The organism is Zhongshania sp. (genome assembly GCF_041623545.1).
GTDB lineage: Bacteria > Pseudomonadota > Gammaproteobacteria > Pseudomonadales > Spongiibacteraceae > Spongiibacter.
This window is the reverse complement of sequence record NZ_JBFJWS010000016.1, coordinates 20,542-38,739: the sequence shown is the minus strand read 5'-3', so window position 1 is coordinate 38,739 and position 18,198 is coordinate 20,542. Positions and strand designations below refer to the sequence as shown.

Annotated in this window: 19 protein-coding genes; 2 read left to right on the top strand and 17 right to left on the bottom strand. The window is 50.5% G+C overall.

Translation table 11 applies throughout. The features are described from left to right. From ABYT30_RS04140 to ABYT30_RS04100, 9 genes are all read right to left on the bottom strand, one after another. Positions 1-392: multicopper oxidase domain-containing protein (locus tag ABYT30_RS04140; RefSeq protein WP_373095337.1), on the bottom strand; the 392-nt coding region annotated here is incomplete at its 3' end. A 149-nt stretch (positions 393-541) separates the two neighbouring features. Next, entirely contained in the window at positions 542-970 is a 429-nt protein-coding gene (locus ABYT30_RS04135) for a hypothetical protein (protein ID WP_373095334.1), read from the bottom strand. Between the two features lie 80 nt (positions 971-1,050). Next, positions 1,051-1,467 carry a Cu(I)-responsive transcriptional regulator gene (gene cueR, locus ABYT30_RS04130; protein WP_373079470.1) on the bottom strand — a complete coding sequence of 139 codons (417 nt, stop codon included), beginning with the start codon at positions 1,465-1,467 and terminating at the stop codon, positions 1,051-1,053. 1 nt (position 1,468) lies between these two features. Next, positions 1,469-3,940 (bottom strand): heavy metal translocating P-type ATPase, encoded by a 2,472-nt coding sequence (locus tag ABYT30_RS04125; protein WP_373095331.1) that lies wholly within the window; start codon positions 3,938-3,940, stop codon positions 1,469-1,471. Between the two features lie 11 nt (positions 3,941-3,951). Beyond that, entirely contained in the window at positions 3,952-4,230 is a 279-nt protein-coding gene (locus ABYT30_RS04120) for a heavy-metal-associated domain-containing protein (RefSeq protein ID WP_373095328.1), read from the bottom strand. 74 nt (positions 4,231-4,304) lie between these two features. Then, on the bottom strand, positions 4,305-5,444 hold the full coding sequence (locus ABYT30_RS04115) for a sulfate/molybdate ABC transporter ATP-binding protein (RefSeq protein ID WP_373095325.1): 1,140 nt from the start codon (positions 5,442-5,444) through the stop codon (positions 4,305-4,307). A gap of 24 nt (positions 5,445-5,468) precedes the next feature. Next, positions 5,469-6,329 (bottom strand): sulfate ABC transporter permease subunit CysW, encoded by an 861-nt coding sequence (gene cysW, locus ABYT30_RS04110; protein ID WP_373095322.1) that lies wholly within the window; start codon positions 6,327-6,329, stop codon positions 5,469-5,471. Beyond that, positions 6,326-7,195, bottom strand: coding sequence for a sulfate ABC transporter permease subunit CysT (cysT, locus tag ABYT30_RS04105; protein WP_373095319.1), 870 nt, complete (start codon positions 7,193-7,195; stop codon positions 6,326-6,328). The genes cysW and cysT overlap by 4 nt, the downstream gene beginning before the upstream one ends. A gap of 50 nt (positions 7,196-7,245) precedes the next feature. Beyond that, positions 7,246-8,250 (bottom strand): sulfate ABC transporter substrate-binding protein, encoded by a 1,005-nt coding sequence (locus ABYT30_RS04100; protein ID WP_373079485.1) that lies wholly within the window; start codon positions 8,248-8,250, stop codon positions 7,246-7,248. A gap of 201 nt (positions 8,251-8,451) precedes the next feature. Between ABYT30_RS04100 and ABYT30_RS04095 the strand changes: the two genes are divergently transcribed. After that, positions 8,452-10,002 (top strand): sigma-54 interaction domain-containing protein, encoded by a 1,551-nt coding sequence (locus ABYT30_RS04095; RefSeq protein WP_373095317.1) that lies wholly within the window; start codon positions 8,452-8,454, stop codon positions 10,000-10,002. A gap of 3 nt (positions 10,003-10,005) precedes the next feature. Here the strand turns inward: ABYT30_RS04095 and ABYT30_RS04090 are convergent, their stop codons facing one another. From ABYT30_RS04090 to ABYT30_RS04080, 3 genes are all read right to left on the bottom strand, one after another. Further along, positions 10,006-10,308: a P-II family nitrogen regulator gene (locus tag ABYT30_RS04090; RefSeq protein WP_373095314.1), complete on the bottom strand. Its 303-nt coding sequence runs from the start codon at positions 10,306-10,308 to the stop codon at positions 10,006-10,008. A 3-nt stretch (positions 10,309-10,311) separates the two neighbouring features. Then, complete coding sequence (locus ABYT30_RS04085) at positions 10,312-11,256, bottom strand: sodium-dependent bicarbonate transport family permease (protein WP_373079493.1); 945 nt, start codon at positions 11,254-11,256, stop codon at positions 10,312-10,314. Positions 11,257-11,413: 157 nt separating this feature from the next. Continuing rightward, positions 11,414-12,304 carry a cation diffusion facilitator family transporter gene (locus ABYT30_RS04080; RefSeq protein WP_373095312.1) on the bottom strand — a complete coding sequence of 297 codons (891 nt, stop codon included), beginning with the start codon at positions 12,302-12,304 and terminating at the stop codon, positions 11,414-11,416. 141 nt (positions 12,305-12,445) lie between these two features. Here ABYT30_RS04080 and ABYT30_RS04075 point away from each other — a divergent pair, with 141 nt between their 5' ends. After that, on the top strand, positions 12,446-13,645 hold the full coding sequence (locus ABYT30_RS04075) for a TMEM143 family protein (protein WP_373079497.1): 1,200 nt from the start codon (positions 12,446-12,448) through the stop codon (positions 13,643-13,645). Between the two features lie 75 nt (positions 13,646-13,720). Here the strand turns inward: ABYT30_RS04075 and hypB are convergent, their stop codons facing one another. From hypB to hypD, 5 genes are all read right to left on the bottom strand, one after another. Further along, complete coding sequence (gene hypB / locus ABYT30_RS04070) at positions 13,721-14,404, bottom strand: hydrogenase nickel incorporation protein HypB (protein WP_373079500.1); 684 nt, start codon at positions 14,402-14,404, stop codon at positions 13,721-13,723. A 152-nt stretch (positions 14,405-14,556) separates the two neighbouring features. After that, positions 14,557-14,886 (bottom strand): hydrogenase maturation nickel metallochaperone HypA, encoded by a 330-nt coding sequence (locus tag ABYT30_RS04065; protein WP_373079503.1) that lies wholly within the window; start codon positions 14,884-14,886, stop codon positions 14,557-14,559. A gap of 6 nt (positions 14,887-14,892) precedes the next feature. Continuing rightward, a complete protein-coding gene (locus tag ABYT30_RS04060; RefSeq protein ID WP_373079505.1) occupies positions 14,893-15,966 on the bottom strand; it encodes a hypothetical protein in 1,074 nt (357 codons plus the stop codon). Between the two features lie 60 nt (positions 15,967-16,026). Further along, entirely contained in the window at positions 16,027-17,067 is a 1,041-nt protein-coding gene (hypE, locus tag ABYT30_RS04055) for a hydrogenase expression/formation protein HypE (protein ID WP_373079508.1), read from the bottom strand. Continuing rightward, positions 17,060-18,190 carry a hydrogenase formation protein HypD gene (gene hypD, locus ABYT30_RS04050; RefSeq protein ID WP_373079511.1) on the bottom strand — a complete coding sequence of 377 codons (1,131 nt, stop codon included), beginning with the start codon at positions 18,188-18,190 and terminating at the stop codon, positions 17,060-17,062. Before hypD ends, hypE begins: the two co-directional genes overlap by 8 nt. Positions 18,191-18,198: the final 8 nt, after the last annotated feature.

Here is an 18,198-nt window from a genome sequence, read left to right as displayed (position 1 = left end):
GGAACACCATCCATTTCCGCCGGTAAAATCATACCGTGCCAGTGAATGGAACTGTCGTGGGCGAGGTGATTGCGCACGCGCAAAGTAATGTCGTCGCCTTCCCGCCAACGTAAGATAGGGCCGGGCACGCTGCCATTCACAGCCGTAGCTATTCTCGATTTACCAGTAAAGTTGACTGGCTGATAGCCGATATCCAAATCAAAATGTTTGCCCCTTAAGGTTTGTCGCTCCATTGCTGTGGGCGGTTTCTCTAGGCCCCAGCTTAAGGGACTGCCACTTAAGCCAATAAGCGCACCAGCGCTCGCCGCGCCGGTCACAAACCGACGCCGTGATACGCTTGCGGTGGCCAATGTACTTAGGGTTGGTGATGAAAAGTGCGTAGTATGCTTCATCGAAAACTTCCAAAATAAGTTGAAATCTAAACCTGCCAATCAAACGTTATAACGCCGAATAAGCATGGTCAGTAAACAATTAATTCGTAACGCCACATGTGCGACGCGCTAATAAGTTGGCTAGTAATACAGGCACAACTTGCCTGTGATTAGCTAAAAATGGGGGGTTTAAAGAGTGAGGAAGCGTGCTGGGGAAGTAATTGGAGATCGAAATCTGATGTTACATCACGTGAATTAATAGCCTGATTCGCGTTGTCTGCGGAAAGCAGGGCGAAGGTGCTGCAACTGCCGACGCAGCATTGGCATGTGGCCTCACATTGAATCTCGCCTGCACCTGCACCGTGGGCCGCGGAATGCTGACTCATTTCAATATGCTGTTCTGGGCCGAGGTGTTGACCGTCATGTTCACTGTGACTTGTGCCGAGACAGTGGCCATCTGCTGACGCGGTTGCCTGGGGCTTAGTTTGACTGGTAGTTGGGTGGTTCATCATTAACATCGGCGCAGCAGCAAGCACTGATTTACTAAAATAAATCAATATCAAGAAGCTAAGCACATGGATGTTAAGAATCTTCTTCATAATTTTTCAGCATTTTACGCGTAGTAATAAGAGCCATTTGCTAAAGGCGAGTTCGATATGTTTGCGATCTAACACTAATACTAGGTCTTTTTAGTGCTAGCGCCAACACATGGTTGCTCTAAACCTTGAAGTATGGGGCACTCGGCACGGTCATCACCATGGCACTCGATAGTTAAGCTCTGCAACAGATTGCGCATGGCGCTGAGTTCGGCAATTTTGTCATCCAGTTCTTTTATATGGCTTAGCGCAAGAGCCTTTACGTCGCTGCTGGCCCGTTCGCGGTCTTGCCACAGCGACAATAACTGCTTTATTTGATCCAAGGAAAAACCCAATGAGCGCGCGCTTTTTACAAAACTCAGCGTATGTAGGTCATTTTTTGAGTAGATACGGTATCCCGCGGGGCTGCGGTGAGATTGGTCAATGAGACCAATCCCCTCGTAATGCCGTATCATTTTTGCTGATATTCCGCTGGCTTTGGCGGCTTCACCAATATTCATCTCAGACTCCTTCCTTCTCGCTGCTTGAGCTAACGTTGCCTGGTCTCCAGCGTTTCAATAGTAGGGCATTGCTGACCACGCTTACGCTGCTAAAGGCCATCGCCGCACCGGCTATAACGGGACTTAATAAGCCAAACGCGGCCAGCGGGATGCCTATAGCATTATAGATAAAGGCCCAAAACAGGTTTTGTTTAATCTTACGGTAACTGCGCTGGGAAATCGCAATCGCATCCGCCACCAGTGCTGGGTCACCGCGCATTAAGGTAATACCTGCGGTGTGCATAGCAACGTCAGTACCGGTAGCCATGGCAATGCCAATATCGGCTGCGGCGAGGGCAGGGGCGTCATTTATGCCGTCGCCGACCATGGCAACTACACGCCCTTCACTGCGTAGCTGGCTGACTTTCTTGGCCTTGTCATCGGGCAAAACATTGGCGATAAAATCGCTCAGGCCTAATTTTTTGGCAACTGCGCTGGCACTGCCTTGATTGTCGCCGGTGAGCATAATCGTTTCGATGCCTTTGGCGTGGAGTTGGGCAATAGCCTGTGTGGCAGAGGCTTTAATCTCGTCGCCAAAGGCCAGTAAGCCAATCAGTTTTGAACTATCACCTTCAACCGCCAACCATGACAGGGTGTTGCCTTGGGCTTCTAAGTCTTCGGCGGTTTGTGCTAAATCGCCAAGCTCAATATTCAGCTCTTTCATTAAGCGGGTATTGCCTAGATTGAGTTGCTGACCATCGACGAGGGCACTCACCCCGCGACCGGCCAAGGCTTTGGCATTACTGGCTTGGCCAACGTTGATGTTTTGTTCCTCGGCTCTTGCCATAACCGCTTTTGCCAGCGGGTGGTCGCTGCCGGATTGCACGGCGGCGGCAAGGCGAATTAATTCGCGCTCATCGCCATTTACAGCCTTGGTGGCGGTTAGACTTGGCTTGCCCACGGTCAGCGTGCCGGTTTTATCGAATATCACCGTGGTGGTTTTGTGGGCAATTTCCAGCGCCTCAGCGTCTTTGATCAATATGCCGTATTTTGCCGCCACCCCAGTACCGGCCATAATTGCGGTTGGCGTTGCTAAGCCCAAGGCACAGGGACAGGCGATAACCAGTACCGCTACAGCATTGATAATTGCGCCTTGAACGTCGCCGTTATAAAGCCACCACGTGACCAAGGTGGCGAGGGCAATCACTAATACCACCGGTACAAACACCGCGCTGACTTGATCTACCAAGCGTTGGATGGGTGCTTTCGCAGCTTGGGCATTTTCGACCATGCGAATAATGCGAGATAGAGTGGATTCGCTGCCTATTGCGGTGGTTTCAATTACTAAGACGCCATCCGCATTGATCGCGCCGCCGGTGACCTTATCGCCCACGTCTTTGCTAACCGGCAGGTTCTCGCCAGTGAGCATGGACTCGTCGATGTGGCTGGAACCTTCTTTAATCACGCCGTCTACTGGGATTTGCTCGCCGGGTTTTACAATAACCAAATCGCCGCTGCGAATATTTTCGACGGCCACTTCCTTGTCACCATTCTCGCCACGAACTCGCGCGGTGGCGGGGCGCAGGGATTGCAGGGCCTGAATGGCCGCTGTGGTTTGGCGTTTGGCGCGGCCTTCTAACCATTTACCCAGTAACACCAAGGTAATAACAACCGCAGAGGCTTCAAAGTAATAGTGGCCGCTAGCATGGCCGCCGCCATGCGCCTGCTCCGAAAAATACGGGCGCATTAACTCAAATACGCTCAGGCCGTAAGCGGCGCTGGTGCCGAGTGCTACTAGTAAGTCCATATTGCCCGTTTTGGCCTTAATCGCAGCCCAGCCCGCGCGATAAAACCGCGCTCCGAGCCAAAATTGCACGGGAGTGGCCAGTAAAAATTGCACCCAACCCGGCGCCATCCACTGGCTGCCAAAAACGCTAAAGATCATTGGCATGAACAAGGGCGCAGATAAAATCGCGCCGATGATAACGGCACGGGCTTCTTTATTTGAGGCGCTCGGCTTTTGTTTTAGGCTTGCGTTAGATTGCTCATTATCAAGGCTAGCTTGGTAGCCTGCTTGGCGAACGGCTTCGATTAAATCGGTATTGCTAATTGCCTTGTCGGCGATGACGATATTGGCAATCTCGGTTGCCAAATTTACGTTTGCTTCAAGTACGCCAGGGGTCGCCAGCAAGGCTTTTTCGATCCTAGCAACGCAGGAGCCGCAAGTCATACCGGTAATTTTAAGGCGAAGCGAGGCGCTGCTGACATGGTAGCCAGCGTCGTCCACTGCCTTGCTAAGACGCTCACTTGCCACGGGTTTACTTAAGGTGATTTGCGCTATTTCGGTGGCCAAATTGACACTGACTCCGGCAACGCCATCAATTGCGGTGAGTGCTTTTTCAATATGGTTGACGCACGACGCGCAGCTCATACCTTCGATACCAAAGCGTAGTTCATTGGTTTGCAAATGGCTGTTTGATGATAGTGCATTCATGACAAACTCCCTTACACAAGAAGGTCGCTAGGCTGGTCTATTGCAGAGCTTTGATAGCCAGCCTCGGCAATGGCAGCAGTGATAGACTCAATATCTATTTCAGCAGGTGAAAACTGTATTTTCGCCGATTTGTTCCCTAAGTTAATGTCGACTAGCTGAATCCCGTCAAGTTCATTGAGCGCTCGAGTGATCCTGCCTACGCAAGCGCCGTAGTTCATGCCCAGAATAGCCAGTTGCAAAGTTTCTATATCTTGAAAAACGCTAGGTGTATTAGCTTTAGACGCGCTCATGATTAAGCCCTCTGTTGACTGAGGCTTGATCATTGACCTTACCACAATGGTAAGGTCAAGGGCTTTTGTTAAAATTATCCGGCCAGGCGTTCCCGCTCTCTGCCAACCAAAATTGGCGCGCTGAGTTGCTCCCGAACTGGCGTAATAGTTTGCGGAGCAAACACACTGAACTGCATAAAACGTAGCCGCAATGTTGCGCCGATTTGAAAGCGGGGTACGTCGTGATGTAAATGGGGCAGCTCAAGGCGAAGTGCAGAGTGGCTATGTGCAAAACTAAGCTCGGCACGCACAATTGGCCCAGTGCGCTGAATGCTAGTTACCACGACCTCGATGCCCGCTTGCTCGGCATCCGCAATTCGGAGGTCACTGGGGCGAACATAAACGTCGACAGCGCCCTCGTCTAATACCGGCATATTTGCCGCGGGAGAGTAGGCGCCAATTGTTGCGTTGCCAACATACACCGAGCCGCGCCGCAATTGCGCGGCGATAATATTACTGTCCCCTAAAAAGTCGAACACCAGCGGCGAGGCTGGCTGCTCATAGACTTGATCGACGCTGCCGAGCTGGGCGATTTTGCCTTTTTGCATAATCACCACTCGGTCCGCCAGTTCCAGCGCCTCTTCCTGATCGTGGGTAACGAATACGGTGGTCACACCGGTTTGCTGGTGTAAATCCCGTAGCCATTGCCGCAGTTCTTTACGGACTTTAGCGTCTAGGGCGCCAAAGGGCTCATCGAGGAGAAGTACTTTGGGGTCAATAGCCAACGCGCGCGCTAAGGCCACCCGCTGACGTTGGCCGCCAGACAATTGGTGGGGGTAGCGATCTTCCAAACCGCCTAATTGCACCAATTTTAATAATTCATCGGCGCGGGCGCGAATCGCGGCACTAGTGCGGCGATTCGCGCGGCTTTTAACGCGCAGGCCAAAGCTCACGTTTTCGCGCAGGGTCATATGCTTGAACAAGGCGTAATGCTGAAACACAAAACCAATTTGCCGTTCCCTCAATGGGGTGTTGGCCATGTCCACGCCGTCAAAGTAAACACTGCCAATGTCGGCGTTTTCTAATCCCGCAATAATACGCAGCAAGGTGGTTTTGCCCGAGCCAGATGGGCCGAGCAGCGCGAGTAATTCACCGGACTGAATATTAAGACCCACATTGTCGAGGGCCTTAAATTGGCCAAACTGTTTGCTTATGCCGCTTAATCGAATATCCATTTTTTCTTCCTAATCAAATCAAAATTAATGTTTTAGGCCGTGGGCTTTTTCCAGCACAGCTTTTATGGCCAAGGTAACAAGGGCCAAGCAGGCTAAAATCGAGGCCATAGCAAAAGCGGCGGCAAAATTGTATTCGTTGTAAAGAATCTCGACGTGTAAGGGCAGGGTATTGGTTTCGCCGCGAATATGGCCAGACACCACTGACACTGCGCCGAACTCGCCCATGGCACGGGCATTACAGAGCAGCACGCCGTAGAGCAGGCCCCAGCGAATATTGGGCAGAGTGACATGCCAAAACGTCTGCCAGCCATTGGCGCCGAGACTCAAGGCAGCTTGTTCTTCGTCGCTGCCTTGCTCCTGCATTAACGGGATCAATTCCCGCGCAATGAACGGAAAGGTGACAAAGATACTGACCAACACAATTCCGGGCAGCGCGAACAAAATTTGAACATCGGTGCCGTCTAGTAGGGGCGCCGCCCAGCCACTAGCGCCAAACATCAGCACAAAGATTAGGCCTGTTACCACCGGCGACACCGAGAACGGCAGGTCTATTAAGGTCGTTAATAAGACCTTGCCGCGAAACTCAAACTTGGCAATTGACCAGGCTGCTACGACCCCAAAAATAAGATTCAAGGGTACGGCAATCGCTGAGGCGATGACCGTTAGCTTGATTGCGGCTAGCCCGTCGGCATCGCTTAAGGCTTTGCCGTAAGTTTGCCAGCCATTACGCAAAGCTTCGGCGAACACGGTAAATAAGGGCAGTAGCAAAAACAGTATTAAAAAACTCAGCGCAACCGTCGTTAATAGCCAGCGGGTGAGCTTGCCTTCACTAATAGCTGAATGGTTTGCCACTTTTATAATATTTGTCTGCGTAGACGGGCTCATGCGACAAATTCCTTATCTGGAGCAGTATTTACTTTGCCCGAGCTAGCTTTATAACGTTGACTCCAGGCTTGTAAGACATTAATGAGAATCAGCAGCACAAAGGAAATGAGCAACATGGCTGCGGCCACCGCGGTGGCGCCAGCGTAATCGTATTCTTCTAATTTAATGACAATGAGTAAGGGCGCTACTTCGGAAACATAGGGCACGTTTCCAGCAATAAAAATCACCGAACCGTATTCGCCAACACCACGTGCAAAGGCTAGCGCAAAGCCGCTTAATAAAGCCGGTAGAAGCGTGGGAAATACCACACGATATAGGGTTTGCCAGCGGTTAGCGCCAAGCGAGGCGGCGGCTTCTTCCAGCTCTTGCTCTAACTCTCTCAGTACCGGTTCAACGCTCCGAACCACAAAAGGCAGGCCAATGAACGTTAGTGCAATGACAATGCCCAGCGGGGTATAAGCAACGTCGATACCGACGCTATCGAACAAACTGCCAAGCCAGCCGTTACTCGCGTAAAGTGTACTTAGCGCTATACCCGCGACTGCCGTTGGCAGCGCAAAGGGCAAGTCAATAATGGCGTCAAATACACGCTTGCCCGTAAAGTCGTAGCGCACAAATACCCATGCGATTAGCAGCCCAAACACGGCATTAATAAGGGCGGCGGCAAAGGCTGTGGCGAAGGACAATCCTAAGGCGTGACTTACCCGTTCGCCAGAGATTAAGTCCCAAAATTGAGCAATACCTAATTCCGCGGTTTTAAAAAATAAACCCGAAAGAGGAATAACAACGATAAGACTTAGGTATACCACAGTGTAAAAGAAGGCCGGTGCAAAACCTGGCAGTGGTGAGTGAGAGTAAAGTTTCATAGGTTTTACGACCTTCACATGAGTCTGGCGAATTTAAGGTTTAATCCCACTTAACGACGCCGCCGATACAACTGGTCAAACAGGCCGCCATCGCTGAAGTGTTTAGCTTGTGCGCGCTCCCAACCGCCAAATTCCTGATCTATCGTGACTAATTTCAGTTCGCTTAAAAGAGGAACGTCGTGCCTTGTGATCAGCTCTGGTTTCGCCGGCCTGAAATAATGCTTAGCAATAATCGTTTGTCCAACAGGGCTATATAAATATTCTAGATAGGCCTGAGCGATATTAGTCACGCCGTGCTTTTGAGCGTTGGCGGCAACGATCGCGACCGGTGGTTCAGCCTTGATCGACAGCGACGGCAGCACAATTTCAAATTTATCGGCACCAAACTCATTTAGTGCTAAATACGCTTCGTTCTCCCAAGTTATCAGTACATCGCCGATGCCGCGCTGAGCAAAGGTGGTGGTCGCGGCTCTGGCGCCGGTATCCAAAACACTTACTCGCTTAAACAAAGTTTCAATGAACTCCTCCGCCGCGGCATCGCTACCATAGGTATGCTTGGCAAAGGCGTAGGCTGCCAAATAATTCCAGCGAGCGCCGCCTGAGGTTTTGGGGTTGGGAGTGACGATGCTAATTCCTGGTTTCACTAAGTCTGACCAGTCATTGATCTTCTTTGGATTGTTTTTGCGTACCAGCAGCACAATTGTCGAGGTATACGGCGAGCTATTATTCGCAAGCTGGCCCTGCCAGTTTTCGGGCAATTTACCCGTTTGTTTGACAATGACATCAATATCGTAGGCCAGCGCCAAGGTTACTATGTCGGCAGATAAACCATCGATAACCGAGCGTGCCTGTTTGCCAGAGCCACCATGTGATTGCTTTATTGCTAGCTTATCGCCAGTTTTCGCCTGCCAATAACGGCTAAACTCGCCATTGTACTCATGGTACAGCTCACGGGTTGGGTCGTAGGACACGTTCAGTAAGCTGTAGTCCTTGGCAAGCGCCTGTGTAACAAAAAGGCTAGTAAGGAGTAACGGCAATAGCAATTTAATGTTCATTTACAGTCCTTAAACAACAGCGGGAGAGATAGTTTGTCTACATAATTGTAATCAAGCGCCGTGCCAGCTTTTGTACTGTAGTAAGTCATTGGTTTAGATGGTTTTTAATCCTGGGTAGCATATTCACTGCAAATAAAAGTCTTATTTAACGGTTTTATACGTTATATTTGGCGTAAATTACTTCGAGTATGATATAAAAATATGGCGACGCTATCTGATAAGCATCTTTTAACGCTATGGACCGAAGCAGGAAAACACGCTGCACTAAGTGAGCTAATGGCGCCATTGGCGGGTGTAATAAACGAAATTGTGAGCATTGATGAGCTTCACTTATTCTCGTTTTACGGGGCTGGGGAATGGCGATTAAGTGGCAGTTGGCAGCGAGGAGGCGCTGAGGGTGTATTAGCGCATATCGAGGCAACAGGATCGCATGCGCTTGCCAGCATTGACGCGTGGAACCGAGGCTGCGCTGTCTGCAGTGATCAGAGCAGTGCTGGCCATCGATCACTAATTGCTATCCTCCTCGGTGCGTCGTATGCCAGCCGCGACTCAATACTTCTACCTATGCGGCGAGAGAAGCAGTTGATCGGTATTGCGGCGCTGATATGCGATTCTGCTTGCTCCGCAAGGCAGTGTGAACATCTTGTTGCCCTCGCCGAGCCACTTCTAGCCTGCATTGAAAACGATCAGCAGCTCAACGACATCCAACGACTGCGGGCTAAAGCGGAAGCGGATCGGCAAAGCCTGCTAAGCCGTTTGGGGCTGCGTTCAATATCAGAAAATATTGTGGGCGCCGACCGCGGTTTAAAACAAGTAATGCAACGTGTTAATCAAGTCGCGCCGACACCGGCGGGGGTATTGATATTAGGTGAAACTGGCGCAGGTAAAGAGGTGATAGCCCGCGCCATACACGAGCGCTCCACTCGGCATGACGGCCCGTTTTTGCGGGTAAATTGCGGCGCCTTGCCCCCTGAACTTATCGACTCTGAACTGTTTGGCCATGAAAAGGGCAGTTTTACTGGCGCCCATGCGAGCCGTCGCGGCTGGTTTGAGCGCGCCGGTGGTGGCACACTCTTTTTAGACGAGGTCGGTGAGCTGCCCCCCGCAGCGCAGGTGCGGTTATTGCGGGTACTCCAGGACGGTATTATTCAAAAAGTCGGTAGCGAGCGCGATGTCCAAGTTGATGTCAGGGTCGTTGCAGCAACTCATCGCGACTTACCGAAGATGGTGCAGGAGGGCAGTTTTCGGGAAGATTTATGGTATCGCCTCGCGGTGTTTCCCATCATATTGCCGACTCTTAACGAGCGCCTAGATGATATTGAAGACCTTGCCAGACATTTTATTCAGCGCGCTGCGATGCGCATGGGCGTACCGGTTCCGCCTTTGTCGGCAGCCGATGTGCGCAATTTAAAGCGTTATAGCTGGCCAGGTAATATTAGAGAGTTGGGATCGGTGCTGGAGCGGGCAGTGATCTTAGGCCACGGCGAATATCTTGATTTAGAAATGGCCTTAGGCGCGCCTGCACCGAAACCGCGTGCGGCTATTCAAGACACCGCCGATAAGAGTAGCGGGCCAGCAGATGAATCTTTAGAGGCGGTGATTGCTGCGCATATTAAACGCATACTGACGGAAACTAAGGGTCGAGTTGACGGCCCTTATGGCGCAGCGAAACGGCTAGACATCAATGTCAGCACCTTGCGCGCTAAATTGCGTAAGCTGGACATTGATGCCAATGATTTTAAAGGCGCGTAGGGGTTAAAATTTCTCCGGTCGAATGACTTCAACATCGCTCATAAACAGAATCATGGCGTAATTGTCGTAATACTGCGCCTTTAGGTGGCTGGCAATCTGGCTGGCAATTGCCGCGTCGCTAACCACCTCAATCCGAATATTGCCGTTGGCATCCCAGGCGGCACTGCGACTACCTCGACCACCTTTGCCTCTAGCGTCAGTAATGGTGTAGCCCTGGGCTCCAAGGCGCTCAAGATCCTTGGTGAGAATATTTTCCAATGCGGCTTCTGTCACAATGGTTAGGAGTTTTTTGATGGTGTCACTCATTGTTTAAGCTCCGAAAAAGACGTGTATGTATTCAGCCATCGCGTAATAAATGGGGATGCCGATCACAACGTTAAAGGGGAAGGTGATACCCAATGACGCAGCCAAAGATAGGGTCGGGTTGGCCTCTGGCACTGAAATCCGCATTGCTGCAGGCACCGCTATATACGAGGCACTGGCGGCGAGAATAGCCAGCATCGCCGTGCCGCCCACGGAGAACCCCAATAAGCAGCCTGTGCCCGCACCAAGCACCGCCGACAACATAGGCATACTGATACCAAACACGATGAGGAATAAGCCGTACTTTTTCAGGCTGCCCACGTGTTTAGAGGTGATTAAGCCCATTTCTAGTAGGAAGAGCGCTAAAATCCCTTTGAACAAATCAAAGAACAGCGGTTTGATAGACGCGAGTTGCTCTGCGCCGGCGATCCAGCCGATGAGCAGGCCGCCTATCATGAGAATGATACTCTTACCCAGTAGCACTTCGTGGCCGACTTGGGCCCAGTTGGTTTCCTTAGAAAAGCCTTTGGCTATCACTATACCGACCAGAATTGCGGGAATCTCCAGCATAACCACAAACAGCGGCATTTGCTCCTCGTAGTAGATCCCTCGTGCGCTCATGTAAGCCACTGCGACCGCAAAGGTACCCATACTCACGGAGCCGTAGTGCGCGGCGATAGAAGCCGCGTCTACGCGACTGAAGCGCCCGAGGTAACGTAGCAATGGGAAGGCGATAAGCGGTAAGACAATGCCGAGGGCAATAACCACCAGCATCTGCGGCAGCAGTTCCAAGAAAGGTTGTTTAGCTAGCTCAATACCGCCTTTCATACCAATCGTCAGCAGCAGCATAATACTGACGAGGTCATAAATTGCGGGGGGAAGTCGTAACTCAGAGCGCAGTAAACCTGCACTGAGACCAAAGATGAAAAACAAAATCACGGGATCTATCATGCCACACCAAACCTCTTACCAGACGCTAGCTGGACGGGCTAGCGATTGCGCGCAATCTAGCGAATGGCGATGAAATAAGCCAATGATTTTCAGTTGCCACGCCCTGAATCGCCTTGGGAATATTCACAGTAATGTTGCCATTATTCTGGCATCCCGCTCAATGTGAATGCACAGGCGTATCTCGGCAAAATTCGTCGGGAAACTCCAGCTCAATCGTGGTGTGACTCAGCTCGTATTTGGCCATGGCGGTGGCAATATCCGCTTTGAGCAATACTAATTCGGGCTGGGCGTAATGCTGATTCAGAATGAGGTGCGCGGTCAAAACATGATGTTCGCCGTCTAAGGACCAAAGGTGGAGGTGATGAATGTCGCTCACATGGTCGATGGCTTGCAATTCATCCTGAATTTGACTGCGCAGCTCATGGTCTGGGGTTGCCTGCAGGAACAAGCGCAGAGTTTCAACTAAGGTTTTGACCACATTAAAGAGGATGAACAAGGTGAAACCGATGGAGAGCAGGGGGTCTAAAATAGGCAGCTCAACGACCATTAATATTAGCGACAAGACCAATATTGCGACCCAGCCTAAGACATCCTCAAGTAAATGCCAGTTGAGCATGCGTTCATTTAAGGTTTTCCCGTCGCTCAATTTATACGCTGCGTAGCCATTTACCGCGACGCCCAGTATGGCCAAGCCGAACATTCCCGTCGCGTGGGGCATTTCTGGGTGAGCCAAGCGCGGAATAGCTTCGCTTAAAATCCAAATGGCGCCAACGACCAATACAACGCCGTTAATTAATGCGCCGAGCAAAGAGAACCGGCGATAGCCGTAGCTATAATGGTGACTAGCTTCTTTGTCTGAAATTTTATTCAGGACCCACGCTGAACCAATGGCTAGGCAATCGCCCAGATCGTGGACGGCGTCAGCCATTATCGCCGTACTATTGGTCAAATAACCACCAATAAACTCAATAATGGTGAAACCAAAATTTAAAGCAAACGCCCAGCCAATACGTTCCGAGGCGGTATGATGATGGTGGTGATCATGCATGTTTAACCCCATCCTTGCAATTGCGCGAACAAAAACATTACCCCTAGCAAAAACAATAGCCTATGCTGCGTAGCAATGTCGAGAAAGGGAATTCTCTATAACTAAACAAGATGCTCGCTATAAAGACAAAAGGTTATTGCCATGCCAAAACTGGCCTTACTGCGCTTCATTCCATTCCGCCGTGCCGATATTTTGCAAATGTGCCTGCAAGAGGGCCAGCTCGATGCTGAAAGCTTAGTGAAATTCAAAAATGGTGCTCGCCAGATTGAACGCCATTTCCGTGATGATTTTCACCGCGCCAAACACGCCTTAAAAGATGCTTATTTCAGTCTTGATCCCGACGCAGACACGCGGCTTGTACATCTTGATAATCGCGATACTGCAAGCAGTCAAGATGATCTTGCGAGGCAGGTGTCCGAGCTATTAGAACGGGCAAATTATGACAAGGTTACCCCAGAGGTCTTGTCCAAAGCGCTGGATTCGGCCTCACTATTCGACATTAGACTGGTGGTAAATCTCGATGATTTCGCTGAGGTCTTGCTTTACACCCGAGGTGCCAGCGAGCGGGAGGAGGTGATCCGCGGCCCTTTTAATCTCTGGCGCAAAACGGTCCGGTTCGTAAATTACGATAGGGTCGTTCTCTACTTGCGATTTAAAGATGAAATGAACGAAGATAGTTCATTAGCCGGCTGTCGGCCCGGTGCCACGATGTTAAAGCTGTTTCAAAATGTTCCAGATGCCGATATGGAAATGCTGTTCCCGAACACCCAAGTGGGGATGCGGCTGCGCGACAAACTCATGATTGGGATACCGGCGCTAGTGAGCGGAGGGGTGGTACTGACCACTAAGCTAGGTGCGACTTTAGTGCTTACGGGCTCACTCCTGGGCTTCTGGTTAGGTTGGCACAATGACGAGGTAACATTAGACCGTAAGGCGATAATTGTTCTGCTTGCGGGGGCCGGTACCATTGGTGCTTATTTATGGAAACAAATTTCTAATTTTAAAAATCGTAAATTGCGTTTTAATGAAGCCCTGACCCGCAATCTGTACTTCAAACTATTAGACAATAACGCTGGGGTTTTGTATCGCCTGCTCGACGACGCAGAAGAGTCAGAGTGCAAGGAAAGCTTGCTAGCCTACTACTTTTTACTGGCTGCCCATCAACCTTTAAGCGCACAAGAACTCGATCAACGCATAGAGGTATGGTTTTCCCAGCGCTGGCAGTGTCGCTTGGATTTTGATGTAGACGATGCTTTACAAAAATTGGCTAAGCTTAATTTGGCGTATATTGATGCCGATTACTGGCATATTAGCGCGTTGAGTGCAGATGTAGAGGGATAGTCATCCCCCTTGGTTTTGGAGAAGGTAAGGTGTTTTTACTTGCGTATAGCAGCGTCAATTTGATTGACAGCGCAGTTACATTTCTTCGCAAGGCTCGCTGGGCGTTAAGGCAGCTCGCTCTTTCTGCAACCATTGATACCATTCGTCCATGCCTTCGCCGGTTTGCGCGGATACGCATAAGGTCATCAAGCTAGGGTTGACGGTTGTTACGTAGTCTAGGCAGCGTTGCAGGTCAAACTCCAAATGGGGAAGTAAATCGATCTTATTGATTAATAGCAGGTCTGCGTTATGAAAAATATAGGGATATTTGATCGGTTTGTCTTCACCTTCAGTGACGGACAAAATGACGACTCGCCGAGTTTCACCTAGATCGAATAGCGCAGGACAGACTAAATTACCGACGTTCTCAATGAAAAGAATATTCGATTCCCGCGGCTGTAAGATCTTGATACCGCTAGCCAGCATGTCTGCTTCTAAATGGCAGCCGTTGCCGGTGTTGATCTGCACGGCTTGGGCGCCAGCGCGACGAATACGCAAGGCATCTTGCTCTGTAGCTTGATCGCCCTCAATAACCTGACACACAACTGATTGATCTAAATCGGCAATTGTTCGTTCTAATACACGGGTTTTTCCTGCCCCGGGACTACTTAGAATATTGAGCGACAGCACCCCACGGCGGCTTAATTCCCTGCGATTTAATGCGGCTAAACTATCATTTTTCGCCAGCACTTGTTGTTCAAGTGTGTGCACCTCGGGCATTTTAGTTCCCTTTTTAGCGAGAGGTTGCTGAAGCGACTCTGGGTTCAGTTTAAAGTTTTCTTTCTGCGTTGATTGAAAGCGAAATTGAGTCTCCCCATTCACGCTAAATTGAGCATTTTTAGAGCATCCGCAAACTGTACACATATCGTCTCCTATTCCAGTTCAATTTCTCTAACAAGGAGTTCTTGTCCGCTAATACAGCGTAAATCATTAGAACCGCAGTGACACCGTCCATACAATGTAGGGCTATCCTTTTCGGCACTGCAGTGAAAGCACTTCAGGCGGCCCGGTATGTGCTGAATTTCGAGTTTAGCGCCCGCTAAACCCGCTTCCATGCAGCAAATGTCAAAGCAAAAAGCAATGGCGTCGGCATCTACCGCGCTCAGTTTACCAATGGCAATCTGAACTCGAAGCACCTTTCTACCCGCTGCAGCCTCTGCCACAATGGCGACAATATTTTGCGTAATCCCTAACTCATGCACCGATAATCACAGCTTCCAAAGTTTACAGTACCAATGCGGTTCGACCGGTACCGGGAGCTCGGGAAGGTCGCACCATTTACGATTGGGGTAATAATATATGCATTCAGCGCAGCGCAATACGACGGCACCAGCTTCCATTTCGCCCTCATCCCCCAAACTATGATTAGCAAATCCGCCGACCTCCAGCACGCCTAAAAGATCATCTCTATCTAGCTCGCGCAATTCTTGCACAATACTTTGCCAAGTCTGATCATCTTCCGCCAGCGATACATCGGTGTTTATACCTTGTTCAAGGGTGTCATCTATTAATTGCCTGAGCACGTTATCTGCACATTTGCGCACGTTTACCGCCAGCTCTGCCGGCGAGTTATGGTCGTTACTAACGAGTATAATTATATGGTCTGCCAAGTATCGCGGTCGTTGGAAAATGACTTTGATCCGGTCATTGTCAATGTAGGCATTCAGGAGCCGATCCAAATGTAATTTATGCCGCATTTGCAGTGTGGCCAAACTCGGTAGTGCTGCTTCACCAAAGAGTCCGCTAATTAGCTCCTGCGCTGCATAAGGAACGCGGCAAAGTTGTTCAGCACTGCCACTTCCGGTCAAATCACTAACGCTATGCACGCCGTCTCTGTCGAGGTAGTGCGGATTTTTGGCAAGGGCATCAAACCTTTGTGGGTGCAGATCAGAAAGTTCTTTGGCGCGACTCAGCTCCATTCCGAGTGGCGCTTTGTCGCGCAGAATGACAAGACTGGGTGATGGGCTTTGACCGATGGCTACGCAGGCCAAGGACTGATCATCAAACTCGAGATAAGCTTGTTTAGTGTTTTTAAGTGAAGAAAAGTCAGTGACTAGAAACGGTTCACACTGGCTAGCAAACAGCGCTTTTGCGACATCAATCCAATGGCTCAATTCCTCACTAGAAGCTGTGCTACTGGCCGTCGAGTGCAGGTAATCCCCTGAATCGATATTAAGCAGCGCAGAGCCGAGAAGACCCGGCGATTGCGACTGGGCTGCATCAAGAATCCTTTGATAATGCGGTTTTGTCATATCGATTGTGGGTTTGGCGCTACTGTTCATCTCCGGTACTCCGCACGATTCTTTATAAGCCTAGTACAAAATAGAAATCCCTGACCGCAATTAACAAATCCGGGGAAGCAATTCACCGGCGGGCACATCGATCACCCGTTCACCGCCAAACTGCGTTATTAACGATACAACGCCGGGGTGAGCACTGCTGCACTCGCCAATAATGACTGCGTGCTCACCGGCGACTAATGAGCGCATCGCCGTGACTGCCGCTGCGGCCTCGTCACTCGCAACAACGGCGACCAAGGTACCTTCATTCGCCAAATAAAGCGGGTCGAGACCTAAAATTTCACAGGCGCCACGTACCATTGGCCGCACCGGAAGCTTCTCTTCGTATATCTGGATACCAACACCCGCCGCACCGGCTATTTCGTTCACCACGGTGGCGACGCCACCGCGAGTAGCATCCCGCAATAATCGGGTATTAGGGCACGCTGTGACTAGGGCTTCGACCAATTCGTTGAGGGCCTGGCAGTCACTTTCTATCTCAATTTCAAGCTGCAACTCGTCCCGCGCAGATAGAATCGCGGTACCGTGATCACCAATATAGCCACTCACAATCACCACATCGCCGGCGCAAATCTGCTCTGGCGCGAGTATGCGATTTAAAGGAATCACGCCTATGCCGGTGGTGTTTATAAATATTTTGTCAGCCGCGCCACGGTGGACCACTTTGGTGTCACCGGTGATGATTTTTATTCCTGCACTGTCCGCCGCGCGACGCATTGACGTTAAAATTTCAGTCAAACTAGCAATAGAGAAGCCTTCTTCCAATATCAGTGCACAGGACAAATATTGCGGCACTGCGCCTGCCATTGCTAAGTCATTGACTGTGCCATTAACGGCCAAACTGCCGATATCCCCCCCGGGGAAAAAGAGCGGACTGACGGTATAGGAGTCTGTAGTAAAGGCCAATCGGTCGCCGTGGGAAGCTAATGCATTAAGTGGTATGCAGGCAGAATCACTTTCGTTTGCCGGCTCAGCACACAAAATGGGGTATATAAGTTGTTTTAGCAGGCGGTGCATATCTCGACCACCGCTGCCGTGGGACAGATTAATGGTCTCACCGAGTGGCAACACTGGCTTAATCACGATGCGCACTCGACTGGGGTTTGGCATATTGATAGTAGGCCGCGCAGGCGCCTTCCGACGATACCATTAAAGCTCCCATGGGCGATTCTGGGGTACATAATCCACCAAACACCTTACATTGCGGCGGTTTGATCACGCCTTTTAGCACTTCGCCACACTGGCAAGAGCTTGGATCTGCGATTTTTATATTGGGAACGCCGAAACGGTGCTCAGCGTCATAGGCCGAAAATTCTGGGGCGAGCATCACCCCCGAGTGATCAATCGAACCCAGGCCGCGCCATTCAAATACATCTCGCAAACGAAAAACCTGACCGATGGCGGCGAGGGCTTGAGCGCTGCCGCTATCTTGTACTACCCGCGCATACTGATTTTCAATGCGAGGCTTGCCCTGCTTAATTTGTTGAACAACAAGGTAAATCGATTGGAGTATGTCCAAAGGCTCAAAGCCCGCCACCACAAATGGTAGTTGATATTGTGCGGGGATAAATTCAAATACCTCGCTGCCAATGATCATGCTGACATGACCAGGGCCAAGAAAGCCGTCAAGACGCATATCAGGGGAATCCAAAATTGCCTTGATCGTCGACACGATGGTGATGTGATTACAAAAGACTGAGAAATTTTTGATATTGTCGCGTTGTGCCGCGAGAACTGTAAACGCAGTTCCGGGCATGGTGGTTTCAAAGCCCAAGGCAAAAAAAACAACTTCTTTACTCGGGTTTTGCTTTGCCAGACTTAAAGCGTCAGCAGGGGAGTACACCATGCGAATGTCAGCGCCTTGGGCGCGGGCCTGTAATAAGTTTTGTTTTGAGCCGGGTACGCGCATGGCGTCGCCAAAACTGGCGACAATCACGTTCTCTCTCGTGGCGAGGGCTAGGCAATCGTCAATGCGGCCCATTGGTAGGACGCAAACTGGGCAACCGGGGCCATGCACGAATTCAATCTCTGGGGGCAATATATCCTTGAGTCCAAAACGAAAAATACTGTGGGTATGCCCGCCGCACACCTCCATTATCTGTAGCGGCCGACCGCGCTCGGCCATTATGCTTGGCAGGCTTAGCGCGATTTCCTTAAGCAGGCGTTTGGCTAAAACCGGGTCGCGAAATTCATCTACCAAATGCATATTGGCCT

What these genes read in the sequence shown, in the direction of transcription:
- ABYT30_RS04135 (WP_373095334.1), bottom strand. Translation starts at nt 970, where the DNA reads ATGAAGAAGATTCTTAACATCCATGTGCTTAGCTTCTTGATATTGATT.
- cueR (WP_373079470.1), bottom strand. Translation starts at nt 1,467, where the DNA reads ATGAATATTGGTGAAGCCGCCAAAGCCAGCGGAATATCAGCAAAAATG.
- ABYT30_RS04125 (WP_373095331.1), bottom strand. Translation starts at nt 3,940, where the DNA reads ATGAATGCACTATCATCAAACAGCCATTTGCAAACCAATGAACTACGC.
- ABYT30_RS04120 (WP_373095328.1), bottom strand. Translation starts at nt 4,230, where the DNA reads ATGAGCGCGTCTAAAGCTAATACACCTAGCGTTTTTCAAGATATAGAA.
- ABYT30_RS04115 (WP_373095325.1), bottom strand. Translation starts at nt 5,444, where the DNA reads ATGGATATTCGATTAAGCGGCATAAGCAAACAGTTTGGCCAATTTAAG.
- cysW (WP_373095322.1), bottom strand. Translation starts at nt 6,329, where the DNA reads ATGAGCCCGTCTACGCAGACAAATATTATAAAAGTGGCAAACCATTCA.
- cysT (WP_373095319.1), bottom strand. Translation starts at nt 7,195, where the DNA reads ATGAAACTTTACTCTCACTCACCACTGCCAGGTTTTGCACCGGCCTTC.
- ABYT30_RS04100 (WP_373079485.1), bottom strand. Translation starts at nt 8,250, where the DNA reads ATGAACATTAAATTGCTATTGCCGTTACTCCTTACTAGCCTTTTTGTT.
- ABYT30_RS04095 (WP_373095317.1), top strand. Translation starts at nt 8,452, where the DNA reads ATGGCGACGCTATCTGATAAGCATCTTTTAACGCTATGGACCGAAGCA.
- ABYT30_RS04090 (WP_373095314.1), bottom strand. Translation starts at nt 10,308, where the DNA reads ATGAGTGACACCATCAAAAAACTCCTAACCATTGTGACAGAAGCCGCA.
- ABYT30_RS04085 (WP_373079493.1), bottom strand. Translation starts at nt 11,256, where the DNA reads ATGATAGATCCCGTGATTTTGTTTTTCATCTTTGGTCTCAGTGCAGGT.
- ABYT30_RS04080 (WP_373095312.1), bottom strand. Translation starts at nt 12,304, where the DNA reads ATGCATGATCACCACCATCATCATACCGCCTCGGAACGTATTGGCTGG.
- ABYT30_RS04075 (WP_373079497.1), top strand. Translation starts at nt 12,446, where the DNA reads ATGCCAAAACTGGCCTTACTGCGCTTCATTCCATTCCGCCGTGCCGAT.
- hypB (WP_373079500.1), bottom strand. Translation starts at nt 14,404, where the DNA reads ATGCCCGAGGTGCACACACTTGAACAACAAGTGCTGGCGAAAAATGAT.
- ABYT30_RS04060 (WP_373079505.1), bottom strand. Translation starts at nt 15,966, where the DNA reads ATGAACAGTAGCGCCAAACCCACAATCGATATGACAAAACCGCATTAT.
- hypD (WP_373079511.1), bottom strand. Translation starts at nt 18,190, where the DNA reads ATGCATTTGGTAGATGAATTTCGCGACCCGGTTTTAGCCAAACGCCTG.